Source organism: Dongia mobilis (assembly GCF_004363235.1).
Classification (GTDB): Bacteria; Pseudomonadota; Alphaproteobacteria; order Dongiales; family Dongiaceae; genus Dongia; species Dongia mobilis.
The window spans coordinates 718464-732874 of record NZ_SNYW01000006.1 but is presented as its reverse complement, the minus strand read 5'-3'; the positions used below and the strand labels follow the sequence as shown (position 1 = coordinate 732874).

Here is a 14411-nt window from a genome sequence, read left to right as displayed (position 1 = left end):
GCGTCAGCCCCGCAGCAGCGCGTCGGCGCGCTCGACCAGCATGGCGATGAGGCCCCGCATGGTGGCCTGCATGGCAGCAAAGCCGGCATGCGGCTCCAGCGTCCGCTCATGCATGTAGAGCGAACGGTTGATCTCGATCTGCAGCACGTGAACGCCGGATTGGGGCTGGCCGTAATGCTGCGTCACATAGCCGCCGGAATAGGGCGAATTGCGCCGCATCTGGGCGCCGCCGCCGCGCAGATGCGCATCGATCGCTGCGGTGATGGCGGGCGCGCAGGAGGCGCCGAAGCAATCGCCGAGGACGAAATCGACGCGCGCATTGCGCCCGCGTTCGGCCGCCTCGCGGTCATGTCCGCCGCCATGGGACGGCATCGAATGGCAATCCAGCACCAGGCAATGGCCAAAGCGCGCCACCGCCTCGTCGATCACCCCGCGCAGGGCCGCGTGATAGGGCCGGTAGCACAAGGCCAGGCGGAACTCGGCCTCGGCGAAGGAGAGCTTGTCGCGGTAGATCTCGCGGTCATTGGCACCGAGCCGCGGCACCACGCCGAGCCCGGCGGCGACGCGCGGTGATCTGGTATTGGCCTCGGCCGGCAGGCGGTCGGCGAACATGGCCGGGTCGAGTTCCAGCGGCTCGCGATTGACGTCGCAATAGGAACGCGGGAACAGGGCGGTCAGCAGCGGCACGCCGAGATCCGGCCCGGCGGAAACCAGCTCGTCGACATGGCCGTCCTCGGAAAGGCGCAATTCCTGGCGCGTCAGGGCCGCCTGGGCCAGGAAATCCGACCGGTAGGAATTGCCGGAATGGGGCGAGGCAAGGATGAGGGGCGCCCGCCAGATCTCGGGGCGCAGCAGGCGGATCACGGCATCATCCGGTTCGGCGGCGGCTTCCGGCGGCTCGACAAGGGGTCGCAGCGTGCTCATCGCCTTCTGGTTTAATGAAAAATGCGGCTTCTGTCACGCGGCGGCAGCAAGCCCTCCCGGGTGACGCAAAGGTGCCGGAAGGGTGCCGGACAGATGCAGGGCCGCCGCCGGACCGGGGCGGAGATTCCCGTGCTTGCAATCGTTGTGGGGGGATGCTATTTCGCCACCCGCCGATGGGTTCGGGCCCTTCCCTTTTTGCCCGAGCAACCTCGCCTCCCCCGGGATCCAGGCGGAGAGGCCACATCAGGCGGGCGCGTAGCTCAGCGGGAGAGCACTACCTTGACATGGTAGGGGTCACAGGTTCAATCCCTGTCGCGCCCACCATTCGATTCAGTGTTGATTTCATTGCGTTTCTTGTCACCACCACGCTGTGGCGCAACAGGACGTTCTGCATTGCTGTGGTGCATCTGTGGTGCACTTCCAAGCTGGCGCTGATCGACGACGATGGATTCGGAGCCGGCGTTGCGACCGGCTCCTGCCTCCAAGTTTCCTTCCGGAGCGGCAAGCAATCGCATTTCTTTGCGGCTCTTCCGACCCTTGCGCAAGGACAACGGCTCAGCCTTCTTGTTGACTGCCGCAACGGCCTTGGCAATCGCTTTGACCGCCTTCTTCATGTGATCCGGGTGGTGATGAGCGTAGTGCTCCTCCACCATCTTCAACGACGTGCCGAGATAGGCCGCGATATCCCAAAGGGCAACACCATCCTGAGCCATCCAGGTCGCTGCGGTGTGGCGAAGGACGTAAGGCGTGACATCAAGGAACCCAGCTTCAACGGCCGTCGCGCGAAATGCCTTCTTTATCGAACCAACTGGGTAACCGGCGTAAGCGATAACGTAGTCGCAGAGCGGACGCTTTTTTCGCTTTGCATTCTTCTTGTCGTGCTCCCGAGCCGCAAGAAGGCGATCGCGCAAAGCCGGAGAAATCGGAATCGTTGGGCGCGCCTTTGCCGTCCTCTTGCGACCGACCGGATTGAAGTCGATCCGGCACTGTTTGAAATCGATTCGGCTCCATGTCAGATCGAGAATAGCAGAGGGGCGCGAGCCAGTCTCCAGTGCGATCTCCATGAACAGGCGAATATGCCAGGAGCGGCTCTTTCCAGTTCAATCGTCAATTCCAGAACCCGGTTGCGGACTGCATTTTGGATTTCACACATTGCGGTTTTCGATATCCGCCCGGTCACCGAATTGCACGAGTAGTTCCGGTAGACTTTGCCTTGCAGCAACAACATGAGGTTTGAAGCGTCTATCTCAATCACGTCATCATCGCCGCGCACAAGATCGTCAACGGCAGCAATGCTCTCCCGCATTTCACTCGCTGCCCACGCTTTGCCGGCAATTTTCTCGATGAGATATGGTGGAATGGGGGCATTGCTAATTCCAGAGCCGAATGGGCCGCTGAAAGTTCCATAGTAGCTTATGCCCAATTTTCGATAATCCGGGACTGGCGCTTCACTCGGATAACCTTCCGACTCATGCTTGACCCATACCTCTAGCTGAGTACTTCCGAGTCGCGAAGCAAGGAAACGCAACTTCAAAAGTATGGGAGCTATCGCGCTCTTGGAATCGAGGATTGATGCCTGAATCTCGCTTAGAAGACTCACAGTTACCATCTCCAATACAGCGACTAGGAAGTATTAAAAGACTGTTGCAACGCCTGGCCAATACTTCAGCTACCGTTCTCACTGGATTTTCCAAATGCATAAGCCATTGCGGCACTGATGACCGTGGCGGCTTCCCCGCTAAGAGCTCCATTGAGCGCAAGCAAGCCTACGATTGGAATGGCTGTCGTCAGAACAGTGAAGCGTATGTATTGCCATCCGATCCCCTTGGCACCGCCGGCTCGATTGATGAAACCGCCAATCACAACAGCTAGAGTCGATAGAGCTAGTATTGCTGATACCCATTCCATTTTTATCCACTCCAAAAGCGGCATGTCATTGGCAATTCGTCTCTTACTGTCCAGCCGCGCAACGCAGCTTCTAGCTCCCTTTGCGGAATCTTTCGCTGATGGCCCTGAAGAGCATCTCCGCTCTAGCAAGTACCTCCGTAGGCAAGGTTGTTTTCTTCTCGGCCCATTCCGAAACAAGTTGGATCGCCACGGAAGCTTTCCAGCCCTCTGGTAGCTCTATGCCTAGACGTTTTGCGGCGGACTTTATCATACTTGGAAGGCTTCCCGCTTTCCGATCCAATTCAGTAAGCTTGATGGACTTTCCTATCACGACCTTTAGAGCGGGCAGAATCAGGGCTTCACCAAGAATATCTTCCACCTCAATTTCATCGCCAGGACGACCGAGGACCTCATCCAACATGAGAACAGCACTATCGTGGCCGATATACATTTCTTTCATCAGCGCATCGCGGCGGACACGGCCGGCATCATCACCGTCAAGGAGTATGAGTGGGCGGACTTCCTGCCCGAGAAACAACGATGCGAATTGGCTGACGAGCTTGGTGCCACCACATGGCGTTACGTAGATGTCGGTAGGCAAGGACATACGATTCGTCGTTACACACTGATGCGCCAGTGCGTGAAGATAATAGTAGTCGCTCATTCCTTCGACGAGGACATTCTTATGATGTTGGAACAGCCCACGAGCCATCGCGTAGCCTGCGGCCGCCTGAAGGGGAAATATGGTTTCGCGATCCTTTGGCCACGTCTCAACGCTTATATGCGAATTGCCGGCATTATCCTCGGTTACCGGTCGAACGCGATGCAGATGTTCCCCGTCGATTAAGAACGGAGAATGAGTGGAGTAAAGAAGTTGGTTCTTTTCAGCAAGGGTCTCAAAGAATCCAATCAGCTCCTGCTGTGCGGTCGGGTGCAGATGCATTCCAGGTTCATCGAGGAGCAATATCGCATCCTTATGCCCGTCGCCCGATTCCACAAGAAACACAAGGTAAAACGAGAAAAACCATTGGAAACCCTTGCTGCGAGCCTCAAGTTCAATTTCAACATCGGGCCGACGATCATCGGCAACCCAAATTCTGAAATAGTCACCGTCCGCGTGGTAACGGATTTTATGTCGCCGTTGCGACCACCAATTTGAGAATTTCGCACTAATATCCAAAGATGCTGAATTGAGTTGGATAGCACGCGCCTCTTTGCGGCGCTGATCGTTGGAGATCATTTCAGCAGTCGGTTGATGGCCTTGGCGACGTTGAGTCTCTGCCTCTTCATTACCAAGGCTGGCAATATCCTGAGGATCTAGACCGACGTGCCGGAACATGGCATCGATAGTTCGAATTCGCGCATCAGCAGGAGCGCGCTTTCTATCTTCAAGGAAACGAGGCAACCATATTGCGCTGTCTAAGATGCCGTAGTTCTCAAAGTAGACAAGAACAGGAATGCGGTCTTCGATGATGGCGTCAATTTGGTCGAGAACTGGGCCAATTTTCGCTGCATCTAATAACGGTGCAAGATCGGCCTGCAATGCCTCGACCATGTCTGCAGTTTGTGGGCTACTCTTTTTTTCTGCTTCGCCACGCAGCAAATTAAGCAGCTTTGCACCGTCTTCGTTGCGAAGATCGCCAGCTGCCTTCAATCTGTCCTGCCAACCAATCGCCCAGGTCGATAGCGCCGAGCGCTGCGCTGCAGCCGCCTCTTCCTGCTCTGCGCTCGGCGCTGGAATTCGGCGGGCAGCAGCAGCAAAAGCCTCGAGGCTCTTTAAAACTGGTTCCGGAGTAAGAGGCTTCTCGCGAAGCGCTGGCTCATATTCAAACGAGAGAGAGCCATCATAGTACCGCGTAAGAATAGCCTCGTCCGGTGCATGCTGTTCCGTCGTTAGTACTGCGGCGAGTTCTATTTTTACTTCCTCGGGAAGCGCGAAGGCAACTGAGCATACAGGCCAGTCGCCGCCTTTTGCGCCGCCAGCGATGTAGTCACGAGTGTAACGATCACGCGGAAACTCTCGCTGTGGGTCATAGGGCTCTGGCGTCGCCGGGTTAAATTTGTGAAATGCCTTTAGCAGGGTCGTTTTGCCAGATTCGTTTCTACCAACAAAATTGGTAACCCGTTCAAGAGGAATCCAACCGCTATCGTTGATGTTGCGATAATTTTGAACTCGAAATCGAAGTGCTCTGATCATTTTCTCCATCCCCGACAGTCCATCGCCTGATCATCGACACCAATGCCAGAGGGCGTCTCAATGCCAACAATGTGCTAGGCTACGAAGTAGAGAACAAATATTGAACCAATGTCAACTGAAGGTAATATGTGTTAGTATAGATCATCGCAAAGATGGCAGCCTCGCGCAGCTTTCTAGTGGGCAAGTCGTATCCAAAATGCGCTCGATTCTGTGGTGCACTGTAGTGCCAAATCGCCTTAATCGAAGCGTTTTGACGACCGACGAAGGCGAATTTTTCCATGTTTGCGGCCATATTTGCGGGCCTTCCAGCCCGAACCCAGCGTTGACATGGTAGGGGTCACAGGTTCAATCCCTGTCGCGCCCACCATTTTCTTCATCGACATTCTCGACCCGATTGCCCAAATCTAGCCGTTTCCCTGCGTCTCTAGGTGCAGCTTGTCCAGTTCGCCCCATCTCTGTAGGGCCACCGGCTCGAAATCGGCACGGGCCGCACGATCCTTCCTGAAATGGTTGAACCGGTCCTCGCCGCGTACCAGCAGGGCGCTGTCGCGATCGTGTTTCGTCTGGCGCATATGTGGCGCGATGAACTGCGCATTCAAGCCGATACGGCGATCTGCACTTCTGTTCGGCGTCGAGGCATGCAGCGTCCAGCCGTGATGGAACGACGCCTGGCCTGGCGCCAGCGGGCACAGCACTGCCTCTTCCTCGCGCACATTCATTACCGTCTGTCCCTGCAACAGCACATTGCTGCTGTCTTGCGTCGTGACGTGGTCATGTCTGCCACGTCGGTGACTGCCCGGGATCATCCGCATGCAGCCACTCTCGGCCGAGGCCGGCGACAGGGCCAGCCACAGCGAAACCTGGGCATCGTCGCTGAACCCCCAATAGGTCAGGTCCTGGTGCCAGCTTACATGCGACGGCGCATGCGGCTCCTTGATGATGTATTCAACGTCGTAGAGAAGTATGTCGGGGCCGATCAGCGCTTCGACCACATCCAGGATTCTGGGATGAGTCGCCAGTTCGAGAGGTGATCGCAGGACCGTGTGGATCTTGGCCTTGTAATGCAGCTTTCCGAATGCTGCCTCCGCCTTCTCCAGGGCGTCGCGGTGACGACGCGCCTCGGCTTCGCTCAGGATTTCCAGGCCGGAGACGAAACCATTCTCGCGGTATTGACGGCCGATCTCGGTGAGGTCCATCCGGACGCCTCCCTTTTCGACTGCCGGTCATGCCGGCAAGGACCCGCCGAATGTCGCGCAGTCCGTTGCGTTTGTCAGCACCGGTTCTTGCCGCTAGGCAGATCTTTTCTTCGGCGAAGTCGCATATCGCGCGCCGGATCAACGCGCTGCCCGAAGGCGCCGTGGTCATCGTCCGGGTCCCCTCGCAAAGCCAGCCCGTTGCAATTCGCCGACGCGCTGGCGGAGTGCCGGGACCAGTTCCTGTTCGAACCACGGATGACGCCGCAGCCAGATCTGGTTGCGGGGCGATGGATGCGGCAGCGGCATGAGGGCGGGCAGATGGCTGCGCCAGCCGGCGACGACTTCCGCAAGGCGCAGCGCCGGGCCCGCCGCCGGCAGGTGCCAGTTCACCGCATGGCGGCCGAGCGCCACGGTGAGCCCGATGTTGGGAAGTGTTGCCAGAAGCTGTGTCCGCCAATGCGCGGCACAAATGGGGCGCGGCGGCGCATCGCCACCCTTCCCGCTTCCTGGAAAGCAGAAGCCCATCGGCAGGATGGCAAAGCGCGTTGGGTCGTAGAATTCCTTCCTGCCGACCCCCAGCCAGTCGCGCAGCCGGTCGCCCGATATATCGGCAAAGGGAAAGCCCGCTTCATGGGCAAGGCGGCCGGGCGCCTGGCCCGCGATCAGAATGCGTGCGCGGGGATCCAACTGGTAAATGGGCTTCGGCCCCAGCGGCAGGTCCGCACACAGGCGGCAGGCACCGAGCGAGCGATAAAGGGCGGCGGCTTTCGTCCTGCTGGGGCTCGGCGAGGGCATTCACAACTCACTACGACATTTGGGGCAACGCGTTCAATTGCGCGACCGGAATGACGTGGCCCGCCTCGCCCGGGGGCTGGCGAGGCGGGCCAATCATGCCCGGAAAACTCCATGCCGGAGAGTGGGGCATGATCGAGCGCCCGGGCGATGCGGGGACGCGACCGTCAGGCGGCGCGGGTCGCGGGTGCCGTCGCCGGGAAGTCTATCTCGGTCTTAAAGACCTCGTTCACGTAATTGGTGACGACATTGGCGGCAACGTTGACGACGATCTCGACGATCTGCGCGTCCGAATAGCCGGCATTGCGCAAGGCCGCGAGATCGGCCTCGCTCACATCGGCGCGGGTCAGGGCGACCTTGCGCGCGAACGCCACGGCGGCATCGGCATGCGGATCGGTGGATCGGCCGGTGCGGTTCGCCTGGATTTCCGCCTCGCTCAGCTTGTGGCCCTTGGCGATGGCGCTATGGGCCGCGTTGCAATAGTCGCAACCGTTCACGTTGGCGACGGCGAGCGCAATCCGTTCGCGGGTCGCGGCGTCAAGGCGGCCCTTGGCGAGCGCGCCGCTCAGCCCCAGGACACCGCCCAGGGTCTCGGGGCTTTGCGCCAGCAACCGATAGAGATTCGGCACCATGCCGATCTTGGCCTTGAGGCCGTCCAGCAAATCCTTAGCGGGGCCAGTGGCGGTCGCCGGATCGACCGAAGCAATACGCTGCATGATTTTGTCTCCTTGAGTTCGGGCGAACCGGTCGGCGGCTCCCCTTAAAACGATACAGAATTGTATCGTTCAGTTATGTAGACAGATCTGTATCTATTTTCAAGAGGAGTCAGCAGATTCTTCCCGAGCGCACCGGAATTCCGCCATAACACAATGATTCAAATGAAAAATATTGTTGGACTGTAGCTGCCCGGCCTTGCTGCGGCGGGGCTATCGGCGTTAGAATCGCTACAAAATAGTATCGACGATTGACCCAAACTGGACCGCCTGATGAAGCGATCTGAAATTCGCGACCACCTGCTCGATACCGCTATCGCGCTTTTCAACAAGCGAGGCTTTCACGCGGCCGGCATCGACCTCATCATCGCCGAGGCCAAGGTCGCCAAGACCACCCTCTATCGCCACTTCCCCACCAAGGAGGCACTGATCCTCGCCGCCCTCAAGCGGCGGGACGAGTTCGGCCGCGGCGAGATGCGAAAATTCGTGGAGACTCGCGCCAGTGATCCCCGCGAGCGGCTGCTTGTCACCTTCGACTATCTGGAGGCCTGGTTCGCGACGGACAGTTTCAAGGGCTGCCCCTTCATCAGTGCCGCGGGCGAACACGGCGAAGCGGACGACCCTGTCTTTCAGGCTGCCGTCCACCACAAGCGCAAAGTCCTCGCCTATTTCCGCGAACTGGCCGTGGCGGCCGGCTATGGTGATGCCGACGACATTGCCCGGGAGATCAACCTGTTGCACGAAGGCGCCGTGGCCGTGGCCCAGATCGCCCGCGAAACCAGTTCGGCACAGTTCGCCAAGAAAATGGCGCGAAGGCTGCTGGCGACATGAAGGATTGTCGCCGGGAAGGTATAGCGGCGGATCTCAACAATTCCTGGTCCAAGGCGTTCCTGGAGCCCGGGAAGCGCCGCCTCGCTGGAGATACCGGGCGGGTACGCTGCTCAGCGGGCCACGCGGGCGCGCTGCACCTTGCTGCCGACGGTGCCGAGGCGCTTCAAGACTTCCGCTTCCGACATCCAGGTCAGATCCTGCTTGCGCGTGACCGCCACCTTGCGCGCCACCGCGGCCGGCAATTCCTGGTCGAGAAGCGTGAGGAAGCGCGCCGGCGCGACCAGGATCAGGCGGTCGTACTGGGCAGCGCCGCCCTTCAGATAGCCGGCGAGGCGCGACGCGAACAGCCGCTTCTCGTGATCCTTCAGGCTGAGCCGCGGCTCAATGCCGTGGCGCGCCGCATTGGCGCTTTCCTGGGCGCGCGGCAGCCGATCGGATGCCAGCTTGCCGCCGGTAACGCGCGCCGCGGATTGCGCCTCTAGCCGAACCGTGACGCCGGAATGCGCCTCGGCACTCTCCATGATGCGGGCATGGCCGCCATCGGCGACCACGATCCAGGTTCGCTCCGCTTTCTTCGCCCGCGCCAGTCGGTCCTGTGCCGGACGATCCTGCGCCGAGCGATCCTTCGCCCGGTGGTCACGAACCATCTTTGCCATCTTTCATCCTTTCCGCGATCCGGCGGGTCGCAATGGCAACGGAAACCGCCGACCGCACCCTCTCGCCTGCACGTCCCTTGCGACGCCCGCACGAGTTCTCCGTGAACAATTCTGATCCGGCCCGTCGCCGGCGCATTGACACAAATCAAGCAGGCCGCCCCAATCGCGGCCAGATCAATTGACCAGCAGGACGGGACAGGGCGGGGCCACTAGGAGATCACGCAGCCCGTGCCCGGCCAAGCCCCCTGGAACCACCGCCAGCGCGCATTGCCGTTTCTGCAGCAGGCGCTTGAGATCGACCTTTTCCGGCAGGACGACGCGCTCGACCCCGCCTTTTGTGGCAGCCTGCTGCAGCACCGGATTCACGGCTGCCGCCTGCTCGCTGCCGGCGGCGACGGCCAGCGTCAGGGGATGCACTGTCCCGTCGAGCGCGAGGGCGGCGGCAATCGCGCGCGAACCAGCCGCCGTCCCGTCGAAGATCGCCAGCACGCCGCGCTTGTGCTGCCCCGGCGCCCCCAGCAACAGGCAGGAGCGGCCACTCCCTAGCGAGATGTCGGGCCATTCGCTGGGCAGCGCCATGAATCCGGCGACCTGCCGGGCGACCGCCGCGACCACCAGCAGGTCGGAATGCTCCGTCATTTCGATCAGGGATGTGCGCCGGCCGCGATGTACCTGGAACGACCAGGGCACCCGGATCCTGGTGGCGAGATCCTCCAGCTGGCGGCGCGCCCGTTCCGCCTTGGCGCGGAATTCCCGCTCGATCTCGGCCGGGTCGAGGCTGGACCTGGCGCCGGAATAAAGGGTCACCTGTTTGACGAAGTGCAGATTGGCGGCACTCAGCAGATCGGCATCCTCGATGAAGATGCCGTGCAGTTCCGCCTGCATGCGCTGCGCCATCTCGGCGGCAGCTTCGAGCGCCGTGAGGTTCTCGCAGATCGATTCCAGCGCAATGACGATGCGCCTGACGGGGAAGCCTGAGTCCCGCTGGTTCATGCGCCGCGGCCCGGTTCGAGCTTGCGACCGAAGGCCGCCGCGCGCTCGGCAAAGTCGGCGAGGCGCTTCGCCGCCTTGGCATTGATCGTTCCCGGCGGATAGGAGCCGTCGGCACCTGGGCTGCCGGCGATCTCGCCGGTCAGGATTTCCAGCGCCTCATCGACATGGTCGATGGCATGGATATGGAACTCGCCACGCCGCACCGCCGCCACCACCGCCTCGCGCAGCATCAGATGCTTGACGTTGCTCGCCGGGATGATGACGCCCTGCTCGCCGGTGAGACCGCGCGCCGCGCACAACTCGAAGAAACCCTCGATCTTCTCGTTGACGCCGCCGATCGCCTGCGACTGGCCGCTCTGGTCGACCGAGCCGGTCATGGCAAGACCCTGCCGGATCGGCAGATCGGACAGGGCCGACATCAGGGCGCAGAGTTCCGCCATCGAGGCGCTGTCGCCCTCGACACCGCCATAGGATTGCTCGAACACCAGGCTGGCGCCCAATGCCAGCGGGCGGTTCAAGCCGAAACGGCCGCCGAGAAAACCGGAAAGGATCAGCACGCCCTTGGAATGGAGCGGCCCGCCAAGCTCGACCTCGCGCTCGATGTCGATAAGTTCGCCGCGTCCGACCCGGACCCGGGCACTGATTCGGCTGGGCCTGCCGAAGCTGCGCCCGCCCAGCCCGAAGACAGACAGCCCGTTGATCTGACCGACCACCTGGCCGCTGGTCTCGATGCGATAGGTGCCGCGCAGCATCTCCTCCCGCAGGCGCTGCGGAATGCGGTCGAGCCAGCGTCGCTGGGCGTCGATCGCCTGCTGCACGTGGCCGCCATCGACCTCGGTGGCGCCGGCCAGGCCGGCATGGTGATCCGCCTCCACCAGCAGATCGTTGAGGCTGCGCATATGGACCGAGAGCTTCTGCGCATCCTCGACCATGCGCGAGGCCTGCTCGATCACGCGCGCCATGCCGCTTCGATTGAACGGCCTCAGCTTCTCGCGCTTGACCGAGGTTGCAATCAGGCGCGCCATCAGGATCGTATTGCGGCTGCTGCGGTCGATCCGTTCCTCGAAATCAACCGGCACCTTGAACAACTCGGCAAAGTCGGGGTCGTATGCATGCAGCATGTGATAGAGCTCGGCCTCGCCCACCAGGACGATCTTGAGGTCGAGGGGGATCGCCTCCGGCTCCAGCGAGATGGTGGTGGCGAGGCTCAGCATCTGCTCGATCGTCTCGATGCGGATCTCGCCGGCACGAAGTGCGCGCTTCAGGCTTTCATAGGCAAAGCCGTTCCCCAGCAGCTTGACCGCGTCGAGGATGAGATAGCCGCCATTGGCCTTGTGCAGCGCGCCCGGCTTCAGCAGGGTGAAATCCGTCGTCAGCGTGCCGAAACGGGCAATATGCTCGACGCGGCCGACGATCATCTGGTGGTTCGGCCGGTCCTCGTAATAGATCGGCGCCCCCTTGCCGGGTTCGTGCTCCACCAGCACATTCACCTGATAGCGCCGAAAGGCGCGGCCGGGCCCGTCACCGCCTTCGGCACCGACGGCAGCCATTCCCGGCTGCATCTGCGGCATGAAATCGCCGGCATTCTCGACCAAGTCGCGTTCCACGTCCGCAAGATAGGCGAGCACCTCCGGCAGATCGCCATACTGGTTGCGTACCTCCTGGATCAGGTGATCGACCGCAAACTTGGTGACCTCGTGGTTGAGGGCGCGGACCGCCTCGCGGTGCTTGCGCTCCCAATCCGGGATGCGGCGGACCAGCGCCTCGAGTTGACCCTGCAGGGTCTCGATCGCCTCCCTGATCTTCTTCTGCTCCGGCTCCGGCAGTTTCTCGAACTCCTCCGGCGGCAGGACCTCGCCACCCTTGAGGGGTGCCAAAGCGAGGCCGACGGGCGTGCGGATGAGGGCGATCTGACGCGCCTTCGCCCGCTCCTGCAGATCGCCGAATGCCTGCTCGCTCTGCTGCTTGAACTGCTCGTTGATGACCTCGCGCCGCGCGCGATAATCCTCGCTTTCGAAGGTCGCCGGCAGCACGGCGGTCAATTCCTCGACCAGCTTCCGCATCGCATCGCGCAATGGCCCGGCGCGCCCGGCCGGCAGTCGCAGCGCATTGGGCCGCTGCGGGTCGGCAAAGTTGTTGACATAGCACCAATCGTCGGGGGTCGGCTGCTTGGCAGCCTCGCGGCGCAGGTAGTCGGCGATGACCGAATGCTTGCCGGTGCCGCTCATGCCAAGCGCATAGAGATTGTAGCCAGCCCGACGCAGGCCGATGCCGAAGGAGACGGCCTCGATCGCCCGCTCCTGGCCGATGAGGCCTGGAAGTTCATCAAGGTCGTTCGTCGTGTCGCCCGGCAGCAGGTCCGGATCGCAGGTGGTGAATAGCTGGTCCGGTGTCAGGGATTTCCCCATGTCCTCGCCTCTGGCCTCGCCTGATTTCTTTCTCTGGGGTCGCCCGTCGACCAACCGCGACGGGCGCGCACCTGAACTGCCGCCGGTACGATCCCGCCCGCCGTGTCGCCCGGCATCCTTCCTAGCCTGGCAGGTGACGCGCCGTCTTGATGCAGATCAAGAAATTGCCGTCGGCACGATCGGGATCCATTTGCCCGCAACCTTGCGGTACTGCCGCTTTACCGCCGCCCAGGCGATGCGCCGGGCGGATTCCTCGCCGTAATGTTCAAAGGCGTTGTTGAACGCCGCCCGGTAGATGTCCTGCGCGTGCTGGGGGAGTGCCCGGCGGATCGGTGGCGGCAGATCGTCATTCGACGGATAGGGCATGCCACCTCACCTCGCACTCATGCCCTGGCCCTGGGGCCGGTGATCTCAGCCAGGAAGGCGAGGCTGCTTTCCAGCGTCCGCAGCCGCGGATAATCGCGCTCGGCAATCTCGACGCCGAGACGCCGGCCAAGAGCGATGACCAGATTGAGGAAGCCGATCGAATCGATGTCGAGTTCCTCGCGCAGATCCCGATCGGATCGCAGCCTGGCCAGGTCGATCTCGGGCGCCACATTGCCGATCTCCTCCAGCAGGATTTGCCTGATCTCGGGTTCAGTCATAGCGCCTCCGGTGCTTGCAGACGGGCCTCGATCTCGCGCAAAAGCAGGCCACCGCGATGGCCGTCGCTCACCCGGTGATCGGCGGCAAGGGTCAGTTGGCAGATTTCGCGGGGAACGATGCTGTCGCCCACCAGCCAGGGCCGCCGCTGAATGGCGCCGGCGCCGATGATCGCCACCTGCGGCGGATAGATCACCGGCTGCACCCAATCGACACCACGCTCGCCGAGGCTGGTCAGGGTCACGGTGGAATCGGCCAGTTCGGAGCCGCGGAAGCGGCCGGCCCGCACCCGGTTGGTCAGGTCCCGCAGGGCAGTCATCAGTTGCGGCAGAGAAAGACGGGCGGCATCGTGAATGGCCGGCGCCACCAGGCCGCCGCCCCGCAGGGCGATGGCGATGCCAAGATGCACCTGCGCCGCGGCGTGAAACTGCCCATCGCGATACTGACCATTGAACTCGGCAAAGCCGTCCAGCGCCAGGGCTACGGCCTTCGCCAAAAGCGCCGAGAAGACCAGGCGGTCGGCCGGCGGGTGGCTATCGTTCCACCTGCCCATCCAGTCGAGGCTGTCGCTGACATCGACCGAATGGCCGAGGTAGTAATGCGGGATCTCGCGCTTGGCGCGGGCCATGGCGGCGGCGATCGCCGCGCGCATCCCATCGACGCCGCTGCTTTTGGCCGGCCCCGTCACGACCGACGCGCCGCGTCGCAACCAAGCCTGTTCGACGTCGACAAAGACGATGGCACCTTCCGGCCCGCTTCCAGTGAGGGTGTCGAGGTCGATGCCGCGCTCCTGCGCAAGGCGCCGGGCCGCCGGCGATGCCTTGGGCCCGAACGAACCCGCCAGGGCTGTTCGCTCCAACGGCGGTGGGGTAGCGGGCGCGGACGGCGGTGCAACGGCTACGGGGGCGACTGGCGGTAAGTCATTGTGCGCCCCGGCCGGTGTACCGTCCGAGCGGATCACGGCGAGGCCGGTGCCAACAGGCACGGTCGCGCCGACCTCGACCAGATGGCGCTCCAGCGTCCCGGATTCAAACACCTCGACCTCGATCGCGCCCTTCTGGGTCTCGATCACGGCGATGATGTCACCTGAGCGCACGGTATCGCCGGGCTGTTTCAGCCATTCCACCAGGGTGCCGGCTTCCATGTCGGCGCCGAGTGACGGCATGCGGAAA

The 14411-nt window shown here is 62.0% G+C and carries 15 protein-coding genes and 1 tRNA gene; 2 read left to right on the top strand and 14 right to left on the bottom strand.

What is annotated here, in order from left to right; all coding sequences use genetic code 11:
* Nucleotides 1-3 precede the first annotated feature (3 nt).
* Nucleotides 4-924 carry an N-formylglutamate amidohydrolase gene (locus tag A8950_RS05005; protein WP_133612484.1) on the bottom strand — a complete coding sequence of 307 codons (921 nt, stop codon included), beginning with the start codon at nt 922-924 and terminating at the stop codon, nt 4-6.
* 249 nt (nt 925-1173) lie between these two features.
* Between A8950_RS05005 and A8950_RS05000 the strand changes: the two genes are divergently transcribed.
* Nucleotides 1174-1248: transfer RNA gene (locus A8950_RS05000), tRNA-Val, on the top strand.
* Here A8950_RS05000 and A8950_RS04995 read toward each other — a convergent pair.
* The 7 genes from A8950_RS04995 to A8950_RS04965 all read right to left on the bottom strand — a co-directional run bounded on the left by A8950_RS04995 (nt 1227) and on the right by A8950_RS04965 (nt 7712).
* Nucleotides 1227-1988 (bottom strand): site-specific integrase, encoded by a 762-nt coding sequence (locus A8950_RS04995; protein WP_133612483.1) that lies wholly within the window; start codon nt 1986-1988, stop codon nt 1227-1229. The two genes, A8950_RS05000 and A8950_RS04995, sit on opposite strands and share 22 nt — an antisense overlap.
* Nucleotides 1937-2524: an AbiTii domain-containing protein gene (locus A8950_RS04990; RefSeq protein ID WP_133612482.1), complete on the bottom strand. Its 588-nt coding sequence runs from the start codon at nt 2522-2524 to the stop codon at nt 1937-1939. Before A8950_RS04990 ends, A8950_RS04995 begins: the two co-directional genes overlap by 52 nt.
* Nucleotides 2525-2589: 65 nt before the next feature.
* Nucleotides 2590-2856 carry a hypothetical protein gene (locus tag A8950_RS04985; RefSeq protein ID WP_133612481.1) on the bottom strand — a complete coding sequence of 89 codons (267 nt, stop codon included), beginning with the start codon at nt 2854-2856 and terminating at the stop codon, nt 2590-2592.
* Nucleotides 2857-2902: 46 nt separating this feature from the next.
* The gene (locus tag A8950_RS04980) at nt 2903-5008 is read right to left on the bottom strand and encodes an ATP-dependent nuclease (protein ID WP_166645000.1); all 2106 of its coding nucleotides are present in this window, start codon (nt 5006-5008) and stop codon (nt 2903-2905) included.
* Between the two features lie 404 nt (nt 5009-5412).
* The gene (locus A8950_RS04975) at nt 5413-6204 is read right to left on the bottom strand and encodes a phytanoyl-CoA dioxygenase family protein (protein WP_133612479.1); all 792 of its coding nucleotides are present in this window, start codon (nt 6202-6204) and stop codon (nt 5413-5415) included.
* A gap of 165 nt (nt 6205-6369) precedes the next feature.
* On the bottom strand, nt 6370-6999 hold the full coding sequence (locus A8950_RS04970) for a uracil-DNA glycosylase family protein (protein ID WP_133612478.1): 630 nt from the start codon (nt 6997-6999) through the stop codon (nt 6370-6372).
* Nucleotides 7000-7163: 164 nt separating this feature from the next.
* Nucleotides 7164-7712, bottom strand: coding sequence for a carboxymuconolactone decarboxylase family protein (locus A8950_RS04965; RefSeq protein WP_133612477.1), 549 nt, complete (start codon nt 7710-7712; stop codon nt 7164-7166).
* A 270-nt stretch (nt 7713-7982) separates the two neighbouring features.
* On the opposite strand from A8950_RS04965, the gene A8950_RS04960 reads away from it, so the two are divergent.
* Complete coding sequence (locus A8950_RS04960; RefSeq protein WP_133612476.1) at nt 7983-8540, top strand: TetR/AcrR family transcriptional regulator; 558 nt, start codon at nt 7983-7985, stop codon at nt 8538-8540.
* A 110-nt stretch (nt 8541-8650) separates the two neighbouring features.
* Here the strand turns inward: A8950_RS04960 and A8950_RS04955 are convergent, their stop codons facing one another.
* From A8950_RS04955 to A8950_RS04930, 6 genes are all read right to left on the bottom strand, one after another.
* A complete protein-coding gene (locus tag A8950_RS04955) occupies nt 8651-9196 on the bottom strand; it encodes a host attachment protein (RefSeq protein WP_133612475.1) in 546 nt (181 codons plus the stop codon).
* 174 nt (nt 9197-9370) lie between these two features.
* Nucleotides 9371-10189, bottom strand: coding sequence for a hypothetical protein (locus A8950_RS04950; RefSeq protein WP_133612474.1), 819 nt, complete (start codon nt 10187-10189; stop codon nt 9371-9373).
* Entirely contained in the window at nt 10186-12597 is a 2412-nt protein-coding gene (locus A8950_RS04945; RefSeq protein WP_133612473.1) for a Lon protease family protein, read from the bottom strand. The genes A8950_RS04950 and A8950_RS04945 overlap by 4 nt, the downstream gene beginning before the upstream one ends.
* A 156-nt stretch (nt 12598-12753) precedes the next feature.
* Entirely contained in the window at nt 12754-12963 is a 210-nt protein-coding gene (locus tag A8950_RS04940; RefSeq protein ID WP_133612472.1) for a ChaB family protein, read from the bottom strand.
* 17 nt (nt 12964-12980) lie between these two features.
* Nucleotides 12981-13241, bottom strand: coding sequence for an acyl carrier protein (locus A8950_RS04935; protein WP_133612471.1), 261 nt, complete (start codon nt 13239-13241; stop codon nt 12981-12983).
* Nucleotides 13238-14404, bottom strand: coding sequence for a dihydrolipoamide acetyltransferase family protein (locus A8950_RS04930; RefSeq protein WP_243735529.1), 1167 nt, complete (start codon nt 14402-14404; stop codon nt 13238-13240). The genes A8950_RS04935 and A8950_RS04930 overlap by 4 nt, the downstream gene beginning before the upstream one ends.
* Between the last annotated feature and the right edge of the window lie 7 nt (nt 14405-14411).

Coding starts and splice junctions, on each gene's coding strand:
- A8950_RS05005 (WP_133612484.1), bottom strand. CDS start 924: ATGAGCACGCTGCGACCCCTTGTCGAGCCGCCGGAAGCCGCCGCCGAA.
- A8950_RS04995 (WP_133612483.1), bottom strand. CDS start 1,988: ATGGAGATCGCACTGGAGACTGGCTCGCGCCCCTCTGCTATTCTCGAT.
- A8950_RS04985 (WP_133612481.1), bottom strand. CDS start 2,856: ATGCCGCTTTTGGAGTGGATAAAAATGGAATGGGTATCAGCAATACTA.
- A8950_RS04980 (WP_166645000.1), bottom strand. CDS start 5,008: ATGATCAGAGCACTTCGATTTCGAGTTCAAAATTATCGCAACATCAAC.
- A8950_RS04975 (WP_133612479.1), bottom strand. CDS start 6,204: ATGGACCTCACCGAGATCGGCCGTCAATACCGCGAGAATGGTTTCGTC.
- A8950_RS04970 (WP_133612478.1), bottom strand. CDS start 6,999: ATGCCCTCGCCGAGCCCCAGCAGGACGAAAGCCGCCGCCCTTTATCGC.
- A8950_RS04965 (WP_133612477.1), bottom strand. CDS start 7,712: ATGCAGCGTATTGCTTCGGTCGATCCGGCGACCGCCACTGGCCCCGCT.
- A8950_RS04960 (WP_133612476.1), top strand. CDS start 7,983: ATGAAGCGATCTGAAATTCGCGACCACCTGCTCGATACCGCTATCGCG.
- A8950_RS04955 (WP_133612475.1), bottom strand. CDS start 9,196: ATGGCAAAGATGGTTCGTGACCACCGGGCGAAGGATCGCTCGGCGCAG.
- A8950_RS04950 (WP_133612474.1), bottom strand. CDS start 10,189: ATGAACCAGCGGGACTCAGGCTTCCCCGTCAGGCGCATCGTCATTGCG.
- A8950_RS04945 (WP_133612473.1), bottom strand. CDS start 12,597: ATGGGGAAATCCCTGACACCGGACCAGCTATTCACCACCTGCGATCCG.
- A8950_RS04940 (WP_133612472.1), bottom strand. CDS start 12,963: ATGCCCTATCCGTCGAATGACGATCTGCCGCCACCGATCCGCCGGGCA.
- A8950_RS04935 (WP_133612471.1), bottom strand. CDS start 13,241: ATGACTGAACCCGAGATCAGGCAAATCCTGCTGGAGGAGATCGGCAAT.
- A8950_RS04930 (WP_243735529.1), bottom strand. CDS start 14,404: ATGCCGTCACTCGGCGCCGACATGGAAGCCGGCACCCTGGTGGAATGG.